Source organism: Streptomyces sp. SD15, from assembly GCF_054462255.1.
The window spans coordinates 58,885-77,925 of record NZ_JBTLMO010000032.1; the positions used below are offsets into that span (position 1 = coordinate 58,885).

Here is a 19,041-nt window from a genome sequence, read left to right on the forward strand (position 1 = left end):
CCCGTCAAGGACCGGAATCAACGTGAATCAAGCAACTAGGTGGCGTTTTCTCCGCAGCGCCCCACAGAGGAAGATTCTCAGACGGTGTGCTCTGCCCGTCGCGCTCATGACCGTTGCAGCTCTTTTGACTGCAGTTGCACCGGCCAGCGCCGCAGACATCCCGACCGAGGCGGAGGTAAGTGCAGCACTGGAGAGCACCCCTGGCAGCAACTACTTCTGGACCGGGCGTACGGGCGGCTGCGCGAGTGAGGATGACAGCGTAAAAGGCCTGGCCGAGAGAATAGCAAGCGAGCGGGGCGGCAAGACTCTTGAAATGCGTCTACGAGAAGCCGGCATCAATATGCCGAGTTTCGACGCACCCGATCCAGCGAAAGAAATATGGCGATTTGCGTCACGTGAATACGCCAAGAAGACCAGCTATCAGGCGTGGGTCATCAAAGGTTCCTGTGTGCGGGAGGGGAATACTTGGGAAGAAAAGGAACTTCCCAATTTGAAAGCGAGTGGAAAGATGAGATGCATTTGGGAAATCGATGCATCGAACTTCAGGCAAGAAAAATTGATCTGGAATGACTGGTGGTGGGGTGACTGGTGCGCACGTATTGTGCACATTAGGAATACGGCCGCGATGGCTTGCATAGCTCAAGAGGGTACGCATTGGGATGGGGGTTGGATGAAAGAGCCGAGCGCAATTTCCCATGCCCATAACGGCGTCTATGTTGGGGGCTTTAAATTTGAGCCCGATATTGATCCCGCAAACCCGGAAATGGTTGCGTTTAAATACTCAATCGAGCCCCTTGATCACTTCCCAGAAAAAAGGGACTGGGAATGGTATTTGGCGCATTATAACTATATGGTCGCCCACTTTCACCGGTTGGGAGACCCTAAACCCTATGAAATCTCAATCTACGAGTACCGCTGGCCGGGGGGTGGTTATTGGAGGCATGAGCCCTATTCTGATATTTGCTCCACTGGTAGGGTAGAAGCTGATACGGAGGCGGAGGGGTCCAACCTGCGCGTGATGCCGCTGGGAGACTCCATTACCTCCGGCGTGGGCAGCAGCAACGGCACCGGATACCGGGCGCCTCTCTGGGAGGACCTGCACACAGTCGCCAAGACTCTGAACTTTGTGGGGCCAGAGCGGGATAATGTGATGTCCGATCCCGATCATGAGGGTCACCCGGGATTCAAAATCAGCCAGATAGCCGCGGAAGCCAAATGCTCAGTTCGTGCAGAACGGCCCAATGTAGTTCTGTTGCTTGCGGGCACCAATGACATCAACAAAGACGACGACCTCGCCAACGCTCCGAACAGGCTCGGACATCTTGTCGATCAGGTGCTGTCCGATGCACCCGAAGCAACTGTTCTGGTCGCCACCCTCACCCCGGCCACAGGTTCCAAGGCGTATTTGCAACCCCTGATCGATCAGTACAACGATCAGCTTCCGAGAGTGGTCAAGGAGCGAGTAGCCCTGGGAAAGCATGTCGCGTTGGTCGATATGAGCGAAGTCACCCCGGCAGACCTTGCTGAGCCGGCTCACCCTGGCGACGGGGGCTACAGAAAGATGGCCAACGCCTGGTACATGGAAATGGCTGCCGCTGCGGAAGCTGGCTGGATCAGGGATCCGGTCAGCGGCACGGGCGAGGGCTGCGCCGGTGTAGAGGAACCCGCCCCCGCTGTTCCGAGTGCCGCTGGCGCGGGTTGGTTGGCGCTGGGGACGATCGCGTCGGGGATGGAATCGCCGACGGGCCGGACCGATCTGGTGGAGCTCGACGGGGATCGCCGGGCCGACTACCTGAAGATCTCCGACACCCTGGGCACGGTACGGGCCGCGCTCAACAAGTCCAGTGACGTCCCGGGCCAGCCGGACTGGGTCGAACTGCCGTATCGCAACTCGGGCTCGCTCAGCGACAAGTTCGCCGATATCGACGGTGACGGCCGCGACGACATGATCCATACCGAGGACGGCGGTATCGGCTGGGTAAGGAATCTGGGACCCATCCCGGACGGCATGAACTGGCAGGCCACCGCCTACAAGTTCGGCCTGCCCACGGGAGTCTCAGACGACTCTGTACGCTTCGCCGACATCGACGGTGACGGCCGCGACGACTACCTGCGCGTCGGTAGCGCCGGTGCCATCCACGCCTACGTCAACCTCACCACTGGCTGGGAAGAACACCTCAACTGGGCTCCCGGCGTCTCCGGCGGCTCCAAAAACGCCCTGCGCCTGGCAGACGTCAACAACGACCGCAAGGCCGACTACCTCATGGTCAGCAGCGACGGATCGGTCGACGCCTACATCAACAACTGGGACCGGGCCAATCCCACAGCACCCGGCCGCTTCACGAAGAAAGAGAACTTCGTCGGGCCCACCGGATACCCGGCCGATAAATCCACTTTCCGCGACATCAGCGGCGACGGAAAAGCCGACTACGTCGTCATCTATGACGGCGGAGCCATCCGCTGCTGGCTCAACAAAGACGGAAACCTCTGATACAAGAAGCATCACGTGACCCGTGATGGCGCAACTGACCCTGCTCCATAGCTACGTGGGAATCAGGATCAGCAACTGTGCGCCAGGCCAGGTCCTGGCTGACGAGTAGTCTTGTCGGCAGGGCTTCGGCGTAGTCGGCTGACGTCCGGTTGCTGATGTCTCGTCGGGTTGGACGAGATCCGGTACGAAGCAGGCACGGATATCCGTGATCATGGAGTTCTCTACGCTCTGTGATCTTGGGAAGCCCGTGCCTGCCGACGCATCATCTCTGATCTCGCCCACGTTTGACCAGCTCAGACCGCATCCCCAAGCCCTGGTCCGCGAGGTGCCCGGCCTGCTGGAGCGTCTGGCAGCGGTGCCGGACCCGCGTGACCCGCGCGGGGTCCGGCACCCACTCGTGGCGGTGCTCGCGCTGACCGCATGTGCGGTCCTGGCCGGTGCGAAGTCGCTGCTCGCGGTGGGTGAATGGGTGGCCGACGCTCCACCGGGCCTTGACCCAAGGCCGGGTAGTTAGCGTTTCTGCAGGTCATGCAAGGAAGTTGCAGGGTTCTGGACGCAGAGCAACAGAGCTCGTTGGTACAGGCAGTCGACCAAGACAGCTTGTCCCGAAGGAGCTCCGTTGCCTCGTCATTGTGTCCTGCCGTCTGCGCTGACGACTATCACCCGAACGGTCACCGTGGCTGCGGGCCGGTTCGCTCCAGGGCATCTGGGCGAGTTGACTGCCGTCGTGCCGTTCGAGCTTGTGGACACGGTCCTTGCGGAGACGAGGACTGTGCAGCAGCGGCTGCGTGATCTGCCGTCGCGTGTCGGGGTCTACTTCCTGCTGGCGATGTGTCTGTTCCCCGAGGTCGGCTATCGCCTCGTCTGGGACAAGCTGACCACGGGTCTGTCCGGGATGCCGGTGGCCTGTCCGTCGGCGAAGGCGTTGCGTGACCTGCGCCGACGGATCGGCAGCGCGCCGGTGCAGGCGCTATTCGAGGTGCTGGCCGGGTTACTGGCCCGGCCGACGACGCCAGGAGCGCGGTTCGGCCCCTGCCGGATGGTGTCGTTCGACGGCTGTAGTTCGCTGAGAGTCCCCGATTCCGGGCGGAACCGGGCCTGGCTGGGCAGGACTTCGCATCATGGCTACCCGACGCTGGAGTTGATGACTCTGATCGAGACCGGCACCCGGGCCCCTGGTCGGTGCGGTGTTCGGCCCCACCGCCGAGGGCGAGACAAGCTACGCTGGCCGGCTGCTGCACCTGCTGCGGCCGGACATGCTGGTGCTGTGGGACAAAGGATTCGGTAGCAACGCCTTCCTCGCGGCGGTCACCGACACCGGCGCCCAGGTGTTGGGCCGGCTCCGCAGCAACCGGCGCACGCCGGTCCTCACTCTCCTCGTCGACGGCTCCTATCTCTCGGTGATCGGCGCCGTGAAAGTACGAGTCATCGACGCGCAGATCGCTGTGACCTGTGCGGACGGCACGTCCTTCACCGGGGCCTACCGACTGGTCACGACCTTGACCGACGCCCGCCGTTACCCGGCCACTGCGCTGGTGGGTCTCTATCACCAGCGGTGGGAACATGAATCGGCGTACTACGCGCTCCGTCACACGATCATGAACGGGCGCAACCTGCGCTCGGGCGACCCGGCAGGCATCGAGCAGGAGATGTGGTCCCTGCTCACGCTCTACCAGGCCCTACGCACCGTGATGGTCGACGCCGCCGAGTCCCTCCCCGGCACCGACCCGGACCGCTGCTGTTTCAGCATCGCGCTCCACGCCGCCCGCGACCAGGTGATCCAGGCAACCGGCATCGTCACCGCGGACACTGGCCGGGACACGCTCCTCGGGACGATCGGCCGCCGTATCCTTACCGGCCTGCTCCCTCCCCGGAGGCAACGGGTCAGCACCCGCAAGGTCAAGTCACCGATGTCCCGCTACAGCGAGCGACGCGAAGACGGCCGCCCCGACACCAGCCGCACCGTTACCCGCCTTGACGTCACCGTCCTCGAACCCGTGGATCAGTCACCCGCGCTACCCACGGCCTCCCGGGACGACCGGCACGCCAGCCCTGCGGCGCGGCGCCGACACCGCATCCTGGCCCTGCTCCAGGAAGACCCCACACGTCTCTGGCAACCCCGTGACATCGCCGCCCACTTCGGCGACATCACCCTGGAGACCATGTACAGACAACTGAATCGATGGGCCGCCAGCGGCCTCATCCACAAACTCGACCCTGGCCTCTACGCCGCAACACCATGGTCACCAGCCCCACTTGCGTGACCTGCGGAAACGCTAACTACCCGGCCTTGGGTCAAGACCCGCGCTCTGTCCGCCGAGGCCGGGCGTCGACCGCCGCTGTCCGCGCCTGCTGGTGTCAGTTTCTGATGTCAGGAACCGAGGCGCTCGACAAGTTCGAGGCTACTTGTACGCCGGATCATCTCCACAATGTGCTCGGTGTACTCAATACGGGCACACAGTCGCACAGGCCCCAGAGACGATTCACACTCGATCACCCGCATATCGGGTGGAAGTCTCAAACTTTCGAGGAAGGTCATGTCGCGCGCGCGGATGTAGCGCAGATCTGTCGGGAGTTCACGCAGCCGCGTCCATGACCGGCGAGGCTTCCACCCGAACTCGCCTCCGGCCTGTACCCGGCCAAGACTGTATCGACGCCCCTTGTCCGGCAGGTTGGCCCTGACCTGGAAGAAGACTGCTTCCCCCGCTTCGGCCCGAGCCGCTGTCCGCCGCGCTCGCCGCCCGAGGAGAATCATCCCGATCATCACACCGGTGAAGCCGGCGAGCCACGTATTCATGTGCGCAGTAAAACAGGCAGCCAACTGATCACCAAAGGGGGGGAAGCGTGCCTCGGACCTGGCATTACCCACCACTCACCCCAGCTCCCCTCCCGCGCACGCCACCATCCGGTCGACACCCGCGAACAGCGCCCCGCCAACTCGGAGCCTGAGCACCCCCGCCGGAGGCATGCTCTTGCCGGAGCACTCCGTATCCAGGTCTCTACTCATGGGCCGTGGCTTGCCGCGGCCATCAACGAGTGACAGTGACGAGCACGGATCCTCAGCTGCCGAAACCTGTCAACGCGCCACGGGCATCGAACCTCACGCTGGACGCCCAGGCGATCTCCCAGCGATTGCCTTCCGGGTCGGCGATATACGCCGACCGGCCACCCCAAGGACGGTCCACCGGATCGGCAACCGCGATGGCGCCCGCCGCCACCGCGTCCGCGAAGGCAGCATCCACCTGCTCACGGCTGTCCACATTGCAGGCGAGCGTGATACCCGACCACACAGCGGGAGACGGGACGACGGTCGCCGCCTCGGCAGCCAACTCTTCCACCGGGTACAGCGCCAGCAGGACACCACCAAGCAGAAAACCCGCCCAGTCATCATCGCTGGAGGGGACCTCCTCCCATCCCAGACCGCAGTAGAACCGGCGCAACCTTGGCAGGTCACGGGTGCCGAGGGTCACTACAGAGAGACGAGAGGGCAGCTCAGACATGGTCAAGATCATGCCGCTGAACCGCTTCCGGCAACAAGAAGGTCGCAATCACTTTCGATACACGGCCTAGACCGGACATGCCCCGGTTCAGGCACCAGGGAGGATTGCTGCCTGGGCCTCGACGCGCCAGCGTCACCCTAACCAGCCGAAGTCAGTAATCACGCCTTGATCATGGTCTTGGAGTTCTCCGCGTACGGCGCGTCCTCGAGGACCGGCATCTTCGCGGGCCCGAAGATCCCCGGCTGTACGGCGTCGGGGTCGCTGCCCAGCGCGCAGTCGCCGCGCGAGCCGTCGAGGATCGCGACACCGGACGACGGATAGGTGACCTTGCCGAGCGCCGTCGAGCAGCGCTGCGCCAACTCGTCGGTGATGCGCGGAAGGACCTGGGACTGAGTGAACAGCGAGTGCCCGCCCGAGTCGGCGGCGATCGTGTTCACCCAGGGCAGCCCCTGCGTGCGCTTCAGGGTCGTCAGGACGTCGGCCGTACTGCGGGCCTTGCTGAAGCCGAGCCCGGTGTCGGAGGCGCGCAGATTCAGGGAGTTGGGGTCATTGAGCGCGTACGCCGTGGTCGATGACCAGGGAAGCGGCAGTTGCGCGCCGAGCGAGGTGACGACCGGGCCGTACCGGGTCCACCACTGGGTGCGCGTCACCGGCGTACCGCCCTTCACCTCGACCGTGACGGTTCGCTTCACCATCCGTTCCGGCTTGCCGTCCACGAGATACGTCGTCGCGTCGGCCGGATCCAGCGTCAGCTGATGGAGATTGAGGGTGATACCCGTCGCGACGGTGTGGCTCCACGCCACCCGGGCGTTGTGCCCGATGGATATCGTCGCCGAGCCGAGCAGCGAGCCCCCCGAGACGTTCAGCTCGCCGGGGATCGTCTGCTGCGACTGCCAGAAACGCCGGCCGCCCTGCCAGGGATAGTGCGGATTGCCGAGCAGCAGGCCGCGCCCGTTCGCTGTCGTGGCACCGCTGAAGGCGACCGCGTTGGATCCCATGTCGGCGGTGTCGAAGAGGTCCTGCGCGGCGCGGACGGTGCTCTTCGGGTCGAGAACGCTCGCGGACGCCGTCGTCGGCGGCTGTGCGGCCGCGATGCCGTCGACCCCGCGGCCCTGGCCGCCGAGCACGGCCAGCGCGAAGTTACGTGCGGCCACGTCCACTTCGGTCACCGGCCGTACCCAGGCGGCGCCCTTGCATGCCGGGTCGGTGATCCGGTTCTGGGCCAGCCAGGCGTTGTAGCCGGCGGTCCACCCACGCATCAGGTCCTTGACCTCGCGGCTCGGACCTCGCGGCGCGGGCTCGGCGAGCAGCTTCTCCACCGTGCCCGCCTCCCGCACACCACGGAAGTACAGGTCGCTGGAGAGGTTCCTGGTCGCCGACGAGAGCGAACCGTCCGGCGCCGCGTCGGGGCCGAAGAAGCGGGAGCGATCGCCGCGCACGGTCGCGAAGCCGTCGGCGAGGGTGCACACCTGGTCGGCGGCCTGCGCCCAGCCGGTGCCGAAGCCGAGGTTCGCGTAGTCCTTCGCGACGATGTGCGGAATGCCGTACTCGGTGTAGCGGATCACGGCGGACAGGTTGCCGTGGGACGGATGGTGCCGGCGGTCCTGGCCGTCCGCGGCGGCCGCGGGCAGTGCGGCCGAGGCGGTGAGCAGAGCGACGGCCATGGCGACGAGCCGTCTGAGGCGGGTGCGCATCGTGCCTCCCAACGTCATTGAGGGAAGGGGCGGTTGAGCGTAACAACAGCCACAGACGTTTGACCGGGTGTCAGTACGTCCCACGGTGGGGTTGATCCTTTTCGCGCCAAGGGTGCGGGATGCTTGACCTCGCTCGCGGGCCGCAACGAGGATCACGCCAGAGCAGGCGGACGAAGGAGCAGGTCATGACGGCGGGACGAAGCGTCACGGTCGACGGGGTACTGCGGCGCAGCGCCCGGCGGACCCCGGAGCGCGTCGCGGTCCACTACCGCGACCGGACGTGGACCTACGCCGCACTCGACGATGCCGTCTCCCGCGCGGCCCAGCTGCTGCGCTCCTCGGGACTGGCGCCCGGCGACCGCGTCGGCGCCTACGGCCACAACTCGGACGCCTACCTGATCGGCTTCCTCGCGTGCGCCCGCGCCGGGCTGGTGCACGTGCCGGTCAACCAGAACCTGACCGGTGACGACCTGGCGTACATCGTCGACCAGGCGGGCTGCGGACTCGTCCTGGCCGATGTGGACCTCACCGGGAACCTGCCCGAGGGAACACAGGTGCTCGCACTGCGCGACACCGACGACTCGCTGCTCGCACGCCTCGCCACGACCCCCGCGTACGACGGCCCCGAGCCGCGCGGCGAGGATCTGACGCAGTTGCTGTACACGTCGGGCACCACCGCGCTGCCCAAGGGCGCGATGATGACGCACCGCGCGCTGGTGCACGAGTATCTGAGCGCGATCACCGCTCTTGACCTGCAGGCGGGCGACCTGCCCGTGCACTCGCTGCCGCTCTACCACTCGGCGCAGATGCATGTCTTCCTGCTGCCGTACCTTGCGGTCGGCGCCGTGAACGTCATCCTCGACGCGCCCGATGCCGAGCAGATCTTCGACCTGGTCGAGGCGGGCCGCGCGGACAGCCTGTTCGCTCCGCCCACCGTGTGGATCGGCCTGTCGAACCGTCCCGACTTCGCGACCCGCGACCTCAGCGGGCTGCGCAAGGCGTACTACGGGGCGTCGATCATGCCGGTACCGGTGCTCGAACGACTGCGGGAACGGTTGCCGAAGCTGGCGTTCTACAACTGCTTCGGGCAGAGCGAGATCGGCCCGCTGTCCATGGTCCTCGGGCCCTACGAGCACAAGGGGCGGATGGACTCGTGCGGGCGGCCGGTGCTCTTCGTCGAGGCCAAGGTCGTCGATGAGTCCGGTGCGGACGTGCCCGACGGAGAGCGGGGCGAGATCGTCTACCGCTCACCGCAGCTGTGCGAGGGCTACTGGGACAAGCCGGAGGAGACGGAGGAGGCCTTCCGCGACGGATGGTTCCACTCCGGCGACCTCGCCGTGTGCGACGCCGACGGGTTCTTCACCGTCGTCGACCGTGTGAAGGACGTCATCAACTCCGGTGGCGTACTGGTCGCATCACGCCAGGTGGAGGACGCGCTGTACACGCATGAAGGGGTCGCCGAGGTGGCCGTGATCGGGCTTCCCGACGAGCGGTGGATCGAGGCGGTCACAGCGGTCGTGGTCGCGCGCGGTGAGGTCACGGAGGCCGAACTCCTCGCGCATGCATGCGAGAAGCTCGCCCACTTCAAGGCGCCCAAGCGGGTGCTCTTCGTGGACGAGCTGCCACGCAACGCGAGCGGGAAGATCCTCAAGCGGGAGCTGCGGGACCGGTTCCGTGCCGTCTGACTGCCCGGGGTAGGTGTTCCGAACGGAGAAGGGGTATCTCCGCGGGGTGGTTGCTAACCTGGAGGAATCGCCCGGAGGCCCCGGGCGGGGGCTTTCGGGGGGAAGCATGAAGCCTCGGCTGGTGTTCGTGCACGGCATCGGCGGCCCGCGGGACCCGGTCGCCGAACTCGACGCGTGGCTACGCGCGTTGGCCGACGGCGCCCGCGCCGCGGGGCATTCGCGCCGGGTCCTCGATCTGCTGCGGGGATGGGCGGCGGACGCGCGATTCGCCTACTACGGAGACCTGTTCGGGGTGCCGCAGGCACAAGGTGCCGCATCCGACGGGGAGGACGAGGCGGACCTCGTCGGCGAGCTGCTCCTCGAGGCCCTCGACGAGCGGCTCGCGGAGCCCGCCGCGGACGACGAGGCACGAGCGCTGCGCCGCGCCCGGGCCCAACTGGTGCCCGAGGGCGGCGCGCAGGGCCCGGGAGCGGTAGCCCGGCAGGTCCTCACCGCCGCCAACACCCTGCTGTCGCTGCCCGGGCTGCGGACGTTCGGCGGCTGGGCCAGCGCGGGCCTGATGGTCGGTCAGCTACGGCAGGTGGCCCGCTATCTGCGTCGTGGAGAGCGGGATGAGGAGGGGCTCACCCTCGACGCCCGGATCCGTCGCCGCGTCGAGCAGAACCTCGATGCCTCCGGCCCCACCCTCGTTGTCGCGCACTCCCTGGGCGCCGTCGTCTCGCTGGAGACGCTGCACGGGCATCGAGGACGCGTACCGCTGCTGGTCACCCTCGGTTCGCCGATCGGGATGAGCGCAGCCGTACGACCCCGGATCCGCCCCCAGCCGCTCCAGGTCCCCGGCCCGGTCGAGCGCTGGCTCAACTTCTGGGACCGGGACGACCTCATCGCCGCACGGCCGCGGCTGGAGCGGGTCGTACGAGCCAACGACCGCTCCGTACTGCCCGTCACCCGGCGCGTGGACTCGGACGGCGTGTGGGTGCACCCGGCCGCCACGTACCTGGCCCAGCCCGCTGTCGCCGGGCCGGTCGTCGAGGCGATCGAGACGGCCGCGCGGTCATGACGAGGAGACCGGCTCCCCGCCGCCATGTGCTCGTCGTCGCGCCGCAGTGCCCGGTACTGGGACCGCTCGACGGACTGGAGGAGGTGGCGGGATCCCTGCACGGGCTGCTCACGGACCAGTGGCGGGGAGCGTGCGCGCCAAGCCCTGGCGGCGAACCCTCACTGCTGCGCGGCCGGTCCGTCGGCCAGGCGGGGATCGAAGCGGCGGTCCGGCGCGCGGCCGAACGGGCGGGACGGGCGCAGGCCGTGCTCGTCCTGGCGCTCATCGGGCACGGCATCACCCCCGGCCAGAACTCCACGCTCTACTTGATGGCGGGCGACTCCCGCGCAGATGAGATCGCCTCCGCGGTGAACGTCGGGGAACTGCTGACGCAGGTCCTGGAGACACCGGGGCTTCCCGGTGTGTTCGCCCTCGTCGACACCTGCCACGCCGGCGGCGCGATACCGGACCTCAAGTCGCTGGACGGCGGAGTGCGCCAGGGAGCGGCCCGTCTGTCCATGCTCATGTCGGTCGGCGCCGCGCAGACGGCGCACCGGCTCGCCTTCTCCCGGGGCGTCGCGCAGGTCCTCGCGGGCGGTATCGGCGGCGCGGGGGAACACCTGCGCGCCGACGTGGTGCTCGACGCCGTACGGGACGCGGCGCCCGGGCAGGACGCACGCCTGGTGGAGTACGACGGCGCCCCGGCCGGCGAGCGCCCATGGCTCGCCCGCAACGCGAGCCACCTCCTGCGGTCCGGATCGGCGCTGGGGCCGGTGGCGACCGAGGAACTCGAACAGGCGCTGGCCCCTCTGGGATGCTCCGCCCTGCTGGCGAAGCCCATCACCGGTGCCGAGACACTGGAGCGGCTGCGCGACGAACTGCGGGAGCCCCCGGCGGGCAGCGCCGTCGAGCTGGCCTGGGCGCTGGGCGTCGTCGACGGTGCCCGGGACGGTCTGCGCACCGTCGATCTGCTCACCGGCTGGCCGGGGAGTCGCCTGACCTCCGAGCGGCTGCGGCGCGCCCTGTGGTCGGCCGCGGGCCCCGCCGCGGCGCGGCTGCCGGACACCCAGGGGAGTGAACTGCTGCGGGACGCGGTGGAATACCTGCGACTGCGTGTTCCGCTCGTCGAGGGAACCCGCACCGCTCCGTTGGCGACCTTTGTCGCCGCGCTCGCCGTGGAGGACCAACTTCCCGAGCAGCGAACGGAGTTGACCGCATGGGCGCACGCGGTGGGTGCCGACGTCGAACTCGCCGACGCCTTCGCGACCATCCGGCGACGCGGTGCGGGGACACGGCTTCGCCTGGTCGTCAGCCTGCACGCGGCCGTCGCCGACGAATGGCCCGAGACGCTCGGGGTGTGGCTGCTGGACCGCGGCGAGATGTACGCGCACAAGGAGTTCGACTGCACGCCGGACCAGGCCGGCGTCGAACAGCGGCTGGCCGGTGTCCTGAAGTGGGCGACCTCGCGGGCCAGGGAGATCGGGGTACGCCTGCGCAGGGTCGAGATCGCCGCCTCCGCCCCGCTGCTGCTGCGCTGGCGGCCCGAGGAGACGGACTTCGGGGAACGGCTGGGTGTCGCGTACGACGTCGTACTGCGCTGGAGCGAGCGGCTGTGCCCGCCGGACCATCTGTGGTGGATCAACGAACGCGCCAGGGAGAAGCTGGCCGGAATGAACACGAGCGGCACCAGCCGCGCGCCCGTCGACTGGCTCGGGGTGCAGGAAACCGAGCAGACTCAGGAGCTGAGAAGACGGCTCGGCAACGGCGCGTACGCCCGAGCGGTGGCGCTGGAGCACCGGCCGCAGCGGTTCGAGCAGGTGATGGAGGTGCTCCTGGCGTACGCCCCGATCGTGCTCTGGCCCGGCGTCGACGGCTGTGTGCCGGACAAGTTCCGAGGCAGCCTCGACCGGTTCTGGCATCTGCTCCCCGCGGAATTCAGCGAGGCCTACCGCCGCAGCTGGGGTCGGAAGAAGGGGACCGAGCCCGACGGCCGCGAGCATCTGGCCGGGTGGCGGACGGTCTGGCACGACACCGACTGGCTCGACTTCTGCGACTGGTTCGAACAGTTCACCACCGAGGGGGAGAACATCGCATGACCTGGCAGAACTTCTACGTGGGGGACGGCACGCCACGCGACGTCGACCTCGGTGATCCACCACCGTGGCGGAGCTTTCCCCGGCCGGCCCTGCACCGGGAGTTCCAGCCGCCGCCGGGCTTGGTCAAGGCCGTCAACGCCGCACTGGTACTGCGCCGGCCGCTGCTGGTGACCGGCGCGGCGGGCTCCGGCAAGTCCACGGTGATCGAACAGGTCGCCCAGGAGCTGAAGCTCGGCGACGTACTGCGCTGGCACATCACCTCACGGAGCACGCTCAAGGAGGCGCTGTACCGCTACGACGCCCTGGGCCGTATCCACGCGCAGCGGCTCGCCGGTCCCGACGGCGGCGACGACATCGCTCCCTTCCTGCAACTGGGGCCGCTGGGGACGGCGCTGCTGCCCGTCGAGCATCCCCGTGCCCTGCTGATCGACGAGATCGACAAGAGCGATCTGGACCTGCCGAGCGACCTGCTCGACGTACTGGAGCGCGGCGAGTTCGAGATCCCCGAACTCGCCCGCTACGCACGGGACGTCGTGGCGGTGCGCGAATGGGGCGGGGACGCGAGCGCTCCCGCGCACAGCCCTGTCGAGAACGGGTTCGTGCGGTGCACGAGCTTCCCCTTCATCGTGATGACGAGCAATGGGGAACGCGATTTCCCGGCGGCCTTCCTGCGCCGCTGCATCCGCTTCACCATGCCGAAGCCGTCGGTCGAGGAACTGCGCAAGGTGGTGGAGGCGCATCTGAAGATCGACGGGGGGACGCGGCGGTCCAGGGCGATCGACCCACTGATCCAGACGTTCGTCGAGCGCCTGGCGGCGGGCGAGAGCCTGGCGGTCGATCAACTGCTGAACGCCGCCCACCTGTTGACCGGGGGTGGCACCCTCGCCGGGGCGGACCGGCAGGAAGTCCTGGACCTGGTCCTGCGCGAGCTGTCCCGTGCCTGAGGAGGGCGGAGCGGGACCGGACTCACTCGCGCGGGCGGTGGCGGCGCTGAGTGCGGCCGCGCCGGAGTTCGACGCCACGGCGCTGGCCGACGTGCTCTGGCTCGCGTCGCGCGTGGAGGCGGACGCGGACGATGTGTTCGCCGCGCCGTCGCCGCACCAACCCGCCGAGGCGGCGACCGCGCCCGAGCCGGAGGGTGTCGCCCCACCACTCGTCGGCGCGGGACGCACGCTGCATGAACGCCTGGACGGGGCGAGCTCCCGGGTGCGGGGCGACCCGGTCGCGGCGGCCCGGGCCTCCGGCCTGCCGCTGGCTCTGGAAGTGACCCGGGCCCTGCGGCCGTGGAAGCGGCCTTGGCGGCAGGGCCGCAGATCGGCCCTCGACGTGGACGCGACGGTGGACGACTACGCCCGCAGCGGCGAGCTCCTACCGGTGTTCACCCCCGCACCCGAGCGGTGGTTCGACCTCGTCCTGGTGGTGGATCGCTCTCCGGCGATGCGGGTGTGGCGGGAGACGATCGCCGACTTGACGGCCATTCTGGACCGGCTCGGCGCCTTCCGGACGCTTCAGGTGCGCGGCCTCGGATTCGGGGACGAGGGCCTGGAACTCCGTGACGGGCAGGGCCGGTTGATGAGCCCGGGACAGCTCAGGTCCCCCGACGGCCGGCGGCTGGTGGTGGCCGTGTCCGACTGTGCGGCCCCCGCCTGGCGAGATGCCGCGGTGTGGCGGCAGCTGCGGGACTGGGCGCTGTCGACGCCGGTCGCGCTGCTCAACCCGCTGCCGTTGAAGCTGTGGCGGAGAACGGGGCTCGATCTGCCGACGGTCCGGGTCTCGAACGGCGTGCCCGGTTCGGCGAACTCCCGGCTGGACTTCGATCCACCGCCGCTGCTCCCGCTCGAGAGCGACAGCGGTGAGGGGAACGACTGGCTGCCCATCCCCGTACTGTCGATGTCCCCGAATTCCCTGAACCGCTGGTCGAGCACCTTGATGCGGGCGGCGCCCCATGGGTGCGGCGCCGTACTGGTCCCGCAGCGAGGGCGGCCCGAGGGGCGGGCCGAACGGGGCTCCCAGTCCGTGACCGCGAAGGGTTTCCTGAACACGGCGTCGCCTCCCGCCGCGCGGTTGGCCGTCCTGTGCTCCGCCTTCGACCGGCTGAGCATGCGTCTGCTGCATCTCATCCGTCAGGAGCTGGTACCCGAGTCGACGGTGGCCGATGTCGCCGAACTGCTCACCAGCGGACTCTTCTCGCTCGCCACGGATACCGGCGGCACGGTCGAACTGAGCCTGCCGGAGGCCGTGCAGCTACACCTGCGAGAGGATCTCGCGGAACACGAGGTGTGGCGCATCGGCAGGGCGCTGAGCCGCTCCGTGTCGGCCCAGGCGAACTGGGGCGGACAGCTTCCCGCGGTGGCGCACGACCCGAACAGTCCGGTCGAACTTCCCGCCGAAATACGGTCGTTCGGGCAAGCGTCGCGAAGGACGCTGGAGATGATGGGCCTGCTGACCGAGGAATCCGTACGCGACGGTGCGGACCGGCGCAAGCCCGCTGCCGTTCCGGTGCCCGCCCCGCCGTCTCCACCGGAACGGGAACCGACATCGGACGGCCGCCCCTATTTCTTCCTGAGTTACGCGCACACCCCTGGATGGGATCTGGCCAGTGGGGATCCCGATCACTGGGTGCGGGTGTTCTTCCGGGATCTGTGCGACCACGTCATGGCGCTCACGGATCTTCCGGCGGGTGTTCCCGCGGGGTTCATGGACCGGGAGATGCGGCCGGGGTTCGGCTGGCCCCAGCAGCTCAGCGAGAATCTCGCGTCCTGTCAGGTGTTCGTGCCGCTCCTGTCGCCGCGGTACTTCACGAGCGAGAGCTGCGGGCGGGAGTGGTACGCGTTCGCCGAGCGCATGGTGCAGGCGCGGGCGACCGGTTCCGATGCCGCACCCGCGATCGTCCCCGCCCTGTGGACGCCCGTCGACCACGACCAACTCCCTCACTCCGTGAGGAACATACATATGGGGGCGGAGAACCTGGGTGACCGGTACGAGGCCGACGGAATCTACGGGCTGATCAAACTCAACCGGTGGCGGGACGAGTACGAGGAGACCGTGCTGGGACTGGCGCGGCGTATCGTGCGGGTGGGCCAGGAATCACCGCTGCCACCCGGTCGCCCCGTCTCGTACGAGACCACGCCCAGCGCCTTCGCACCACGCGGCGAGGGCCCCAGGCGCATCCATCTGACCGTGGTGGCCCCCACCCGGCACAGCATCCCCGAACACCGCGACGCGCGGCCGTACGGTGCCGACGCCCGGGACTGGAACCCCTACCCGTCGGAGTCGCCCCGCCCGCTGGTCTCCTTGGCCGAGGAACTGATCCGGTCCCTGGACTACCGGGTGACCGTCTCCTCGTTCAACGAGGAAGAGGTCGACTCGCTCGAGCAGGAACAGGGGGGCGAGAGGAAGGGCGGGGAAGTGGCCCCCCGGATCCTGCTGATCGACCGCTGGGCCCTCACCGACCAGGAGCTGCGCCGCAGGCTCAAGGCGTTCGACGCGCATGCCCGACCCTGGGTCAGTGCGATCGTCCCGTGGAGCGGCGCCGACAGTCAGTGCCAGGACGCGGCGGGCCGGCATGTCGCGGAGGAGATGGAGCGGACCCTGCCGCTGATTCTGGAACGGGGCCGACGCACCGACTTCCGGATGGCCGTCAACGGCGTACCCAGGCTGAAGGCCTTCATCGACGTACTCCCGGCCGTCGTCGCCCACGCGACCCGGCAGTACTTCAGGTACGCCGACGCGTATCCGCCGCCTGCTGAGCCCACTCCCACCCCTCGCCTCTTGGACCCCGCCCACCCGACGTACCCAGAAGGCGGATCCGACCGCGGGGAAGGAACCTGACGGCGGGCGCCGCGGGGCTGATCCGCACGGTGGGTCAGCGAGAGGCCTCCACCGCCACCGACCGTGCCCACCGGTAGTCCGCCTTGCCACTCGGCGACCGCTGGATGGTGTCGGTGATGACGAGCCGACGGGGGATCTTGTAGCCGGCGAGGTGGCTTCGGCAGTGAGCCTGGATGTCCTGGAGGGACGGCCGGTCCGCACCCGCGCGAAGCTGGACGACCGCAGCCACGTGATGGCCCCACTTCGCGTCCGGCACCCCGGCGACCAGGGCGTCGTACACGTCCGGATGGGACTTGAGGGCCTGCTCGACCTCCTCCGGATAGACCTTCTCGCCGCCGGTGTTGATGCACTGGGAGCCGCGGCCGAGGACGGTGACGATGCCGTCCTCGTCGACGGTGGCCATGTCGCCGAGCAGTACCCACCGCTCGCCGTCCTTCTGGAAGAAGGTCTCGGCGGTTTTCCCGGGGTCGTTGTAGTAGCCGAGGGGCACATGGCCGCGCTGTGCCACCCGCCCCGGCTCGCCGACGGCGACCGGCTCGTACGTGGCCGGATCCACCACCTGTGTACGGGAGTTGACGCGGATCCTGAAACCCCGGTCCGGGCCCGAGTCGGTGGTCGCCGTGCCGTTGAAGCCGGACTCCGACGAACCGAAGTTGTTGAGCAGCATCACGCCCGGGACCAGCGCCTGGAACTGCTCGCGCACCGTCTCCGACATGATCGCGCCGGACGAGGACACGCTGAACATCGAGGAGCAGTCCGTGCCCTTCATGGGGCCGCTGAGCGCGTCGATCAGCGGCCGCAGCATCGCGTCGCCGACCAGCGACATGCTGGTGACCTTCTCCTTCGCGATCGTCCGCAGCACCTCCTCGGCCACGAACTTGCGGTGGATCACGACCCGTTGGCCGAAGTTGAACCCGATGAACGCCGTCAGCGTCGAGGTGCCGTGCATCAGCGGGGGCGTGGGGAAGAAGGTGATGCCCTCGCCTCCGGCCGCCACCCGCTCGGCGAGCTCCTCCGGCTTCTTGACCGGTTCGCCCGTCGGAGCGCCGCCGCCCAACCCGGAGAAGAACAGGTCCTCCTGCCGCCACATCACGCCCTTGGGCATCCCGGTGGTGCCGCCGGTGTAGATGATGAACTGGTCGTCCGCCGAGCGTGCCGGAAAGCCTCGCGCGGGGGAACCGGCGGCCTCGGCAGCGGCGAAGTCCACCACGGAGGGCGGTGACACGGAGCCGGATCCAGGAGTCCCCACCCGTATCAGATGCCGCAGGGCCGAGGCCCGGGGCAGTGCCGCCGCCACCCGGTCCGTGAACTCCGCGTCGAAGACGAGGGCCACCAGATCCGCGTCCCGGTAGAGGTAGACCAACTCCTCTTCCACATAGCGGTAGTTGACGTTGACCGGCACGATCCGCGCCTTGAGGCAGCCCAACACGGTCTGCAGATACTCGACACCGTTGTAGAGATGTAGCCCGAGGTGTTCACCGGGGCGGATGCCGCTGTCGACCAGGTGATGGGCGATGCGGTTCGCCGCCGAGTCCAGCTGCGCGTACGTCAGGCGGCGCTCCGCGCCCGTGCCGGGGTGGTCGATGTAGACGAGCGCCTCGCGGTCAGGGACCACGTCGACGACCGACTCGAACAGGTCGGCAAGGTTGTACTCCACCGCTCCTCCTGGCGTCGAACGTGCGTGGCGGCCCATCGGCCCGACGGTCATCAGAGCAAAGCCCGCCACAACTGTGAAGGGTCCGCGCGGAGGAAATCTGACTGTCTGTCAGAAAACCCTTGTACTGGCCCCTCGCCTCCTGCAACCTGTTCTCGCATCCGAGACGGTCCGAGACGGTCCCGGACGGTCCGAGACGGTCCGGGTCGTCCAAGACGGTCCAAGACGGGAGGACGGCGATGGGTGGGACCGAACACCTCACCGTGCAGCGCGCAGGCGCCACACTGGTGCTCACGCTCAACAGGCCCGAGGCCAAGAACGCGCTCTCACTGCCGATGCTGGTCGGCCTGTACGACGGCTGGGTCGAGGCCGACGAGGACGACGCGATCCGCTCGATCGTGCTCACCGGCGCGGGAGGTGTCTTCTGCGCCGGGATGGACCTCAAGGCACTGGCCGGACGGGGGATGGAGGGCCGGCAGTACCGGGAGCGGCTGACCGCCGACCCCGATCTGCACTGGAAGGCGATGCTCCGCCACCACCGCCCCCGCAAGCCGGTCATCGCCGCCGTCGAGGGGCACTGCGTCGCCGGTGGCACCGAGATCCTCCAGGGCACCGACATCCGCGTCGCCGGCGAGTCGGCGACCTTCGGGCTCTTCGAGGTGAAGCGGGGGCTGTTCCCGATCGGCGGCTCCACGGTCCGGCTCCAGCGCCAGATCCCGCGCACGCACGCGCTCGAAATGCTGCTCACCGGACGCCCGTACCCGGCATCGGAGGCCGCCGCAATCGGCCTGATCGGACATGTCGTGCCCGACGGGACGGCACTCGACGAGGCCCTCGCGATCGCCGAGCGGATCAACGCCTGCGGCCCGCTGGCCGTCGAGGCGGTCAAGGCGTCCGTGTACGAGACCGCCGAGATGACCGAGACCGACGGTCTCGCCGCCGAACTGGGGCGCGGCTGGCCGATCTTCGACACCGCCGACGCCAAGGAGGGCTCCCGAGCCTTCGCCGAGAAGCGCCCGCCCGTCTACCGGCGCGCCTGAGCCGTCCCCAC

Annotated in this window: 13 protein-coding genes and 1 pseudogene; 10 read left to right on the plus strand and 4 right to left on the minus strand. The window is 68.3% G+C overall.

Features of this window, described 5'->3' with window-relative positions; all coding sequences use genetic code 11:
* Nucleotides 1–106: 106 nt before the first annotated feature.
* The 4 genes from ACX28W_RS28045 to ACX28W_RS28060 all read left to right on the plus strand — a co-directional run bounded on the left by ACX28W_RS28045 (nucleotide 107) and on the right by ACX28W_RS28060 (nucleotide 4,755).
* Complete coding sequence (locus ACX28W_RS28045) at nucleotides 107–2,491, plus strand: GDSL-type esterase/lipase family protein (protein ID WP_459002383.1); 2,385 nt, start codon at nucleotides 107–109, stop codon at nucleotides 2,489–2,491.
* A gap of 211 nt (nucleotides 2,492–2,702) precedes the next feature.
* Nucleotides 2,703–3,005, plus strand: a complete 303-nt coding sequence (locus ACX28W_RS28050; RefSeq protein ID WP_459002443.1) for a transposase family protein — start codon at nucleotides 2,703–2,705, stop codon at nucleotides 3,003–3,005.
* Between the two features lie 213 nt (nucleotides 3,006–3,218).
* Nucleotides 3,219–3,779 (plus strand): transposase domain-containing protein, encoded by a 561-nt coding sequence (locus tag ACX28W_RS28055; RefSeq protein WP_459002384.1) that lies wholly within the window; start codon nucleotides 3,219–3,221, stop codon nucleotides 3,777–3,779.
* Nucleotides 3,679–4,755, plus strand: a complete 1,077-nt coding sequence (locus tag ACX28W_RS28060) for a transposase (RefSeq protein ID WP_459002386.1) — start codon at nucleotides 3,679–3,681, stop codon at nucleotides 4,753–4,755. Before ACX28W_RS28055 ends, ACX28W_RS28060 begins: the two co-directional genes overlap by 101 nt.
* Nucleotides 4,756–4,862: 107 nt before the next feature.
* Here the strand turns inward: ACX28W_RS28060 and ACX28W_RS28065 are convergent, their stop codons facing one another.
* The 3 genes and pseudogenes from ACX28W_RS28065 to ACX28W_RS28075 all read right to left on the minus strand — a co-directional run.
* A complete protein-coding gene (locus ACX28W_RS28065; protein ID WP_459002388.1) occupies nucleotides 4,863–5,288 on the minus strand; it encodes a hypothetical protein in 426 nt (141 codons plus the stop codon).
* Nucleotides 5,289–5,550: 262 nt separating this feature from the next.
* Nucleotides 5,551–5,991 carry a VOC family protein gene (locus tag ACX28W_RS28070; protein ID WP_459002390.1) on the minus strand — a complete coding sequence of 147 codons (441 nt, stop codon included), beginning with the start codon at nucleotides 5,989–5,991 and terminating at the stop codon, nucleotides 5,551–5,553.
* Between the two features lie 179 nt (nucleotides 5,992–6,170).
* Nucleotides 6,171–7,685: pseudogene (locus ACX28W_RS28075) on the minus strand (penicillin acylase family protein); the annotation flags it as partial.
* Between the two features lie 185 nt (nucleotides 7,686–7,870).
* Between ACX28W_RS28075 and ACX28W_RS28080 the strand changes: the two are divergent.
* From ACX28W_RS28080 to ACX28W_RS28100, 5 genes are all read left to right on the plus strand, one after another.
* On the plus strand, nucleotides 7,871–9,370 hold the full coding sequence (locus ACX28W_RS28080; RefSeq protein ID WP_459002392.1) for an acyl-CoA synthetase: 1,500 nt from the start codon (nucleotides 7,871–7,873) through the stop codon (nucleotides 9,368–9,370).
* Between the two features lie 106 nt (nucleotides 9,371–9,476).
* Complete coding sequence (locus ACX28W_RS28085) at nucleotides 9,477–10,430, plus strand: alpha/beta hydrolase (protein WP_459002394.1); 954 nt, start codon at nucleotides 9,477–9,479, stop codon at nucleotides 10,428–10,430.
* Nucleotides 10,427–12,505 carry a vWA-MoxR associated conflict system protein gene (locus ACX28W_RS28090; RefSeq protein ID WP_459002396.1) on the plus strand — a complete coding sequence of 693 codons (2,079 nt, stop codon included), beginning with the start codon at nucleotides 10,427–10,429 and terminating at the stop codon, nucleotides 12,503–12,505. Before ACX28W_RS28085 ends, ACX28W_RS28090 begins: the two co-directional genes overlap by 4 nt.
* On the plus strand, nucleotides 12,502–13,449 hold the full coding sequence (locus tag ACX28W_RS28095; RefSeq protein WP_459002398.1) for an AAA family ATPase: 948 nt from the start codon (nucleotides 12,502–12,504) through the stop codon (nucleotides 13,447–13,449). Before ACX28W_RS28090 ends, ACX28W_RS28095 begins: the two co-directional genes overlap by 4 nt.
* Nucleotides 13,442–16,336 carry a TIR-like protein FxsC gene (locus ACX28W_RS28100; RefSeq protein ID WP_459002399.1) on the plus strand — a complete coding sequence of 965 codons (2,895 nt, stop codon included), beginning with the start codon at nucleotides 13,442–13,444 and terminating at the stop codon, nucleotides 16,334–16,336. The genes ACX28W_RS28095 and ACX28W_RS28100 overlap by 8 nt, the downstream gene beginning before the upstream one ends.
* A gap of 34 nt (nucleotides 16,337–16,370) precedes the next feature.
* Here ACX28W_RS28100 and ACX28W_RS28105 read toward each other — a convergent pair whose 3' ends face one another.
* Nucleotides 16,371–17,993, minus strand: coding sequence for an acyl-CoA synthetase (locus ACX28W_RS28105; protein WP_459002401.1), 1,623 nt, complete (start codon nucleotides 17,991–17,993; stop codon nucleotides 16,371–16,373).
* Nucleotides 17,994–18,229: 236 nt separating this feature from the next.
* Between ACX28W_RS28105 and ACX28W_RS28110 the strand changes: the two genes are divergently transcribed.
* Entirely contained in the window at nucleotides 18,230–19,030 is an 801-nt protein-coding gene (locus tag ACX28W_RS28110; protein ID WP_459002403.1) for a crotonase/enoyl-CoA hydratase family protein, read from the plus strand.
* Nucleotides 19,031–19,041: the final 11 nt, after the last annotated feature.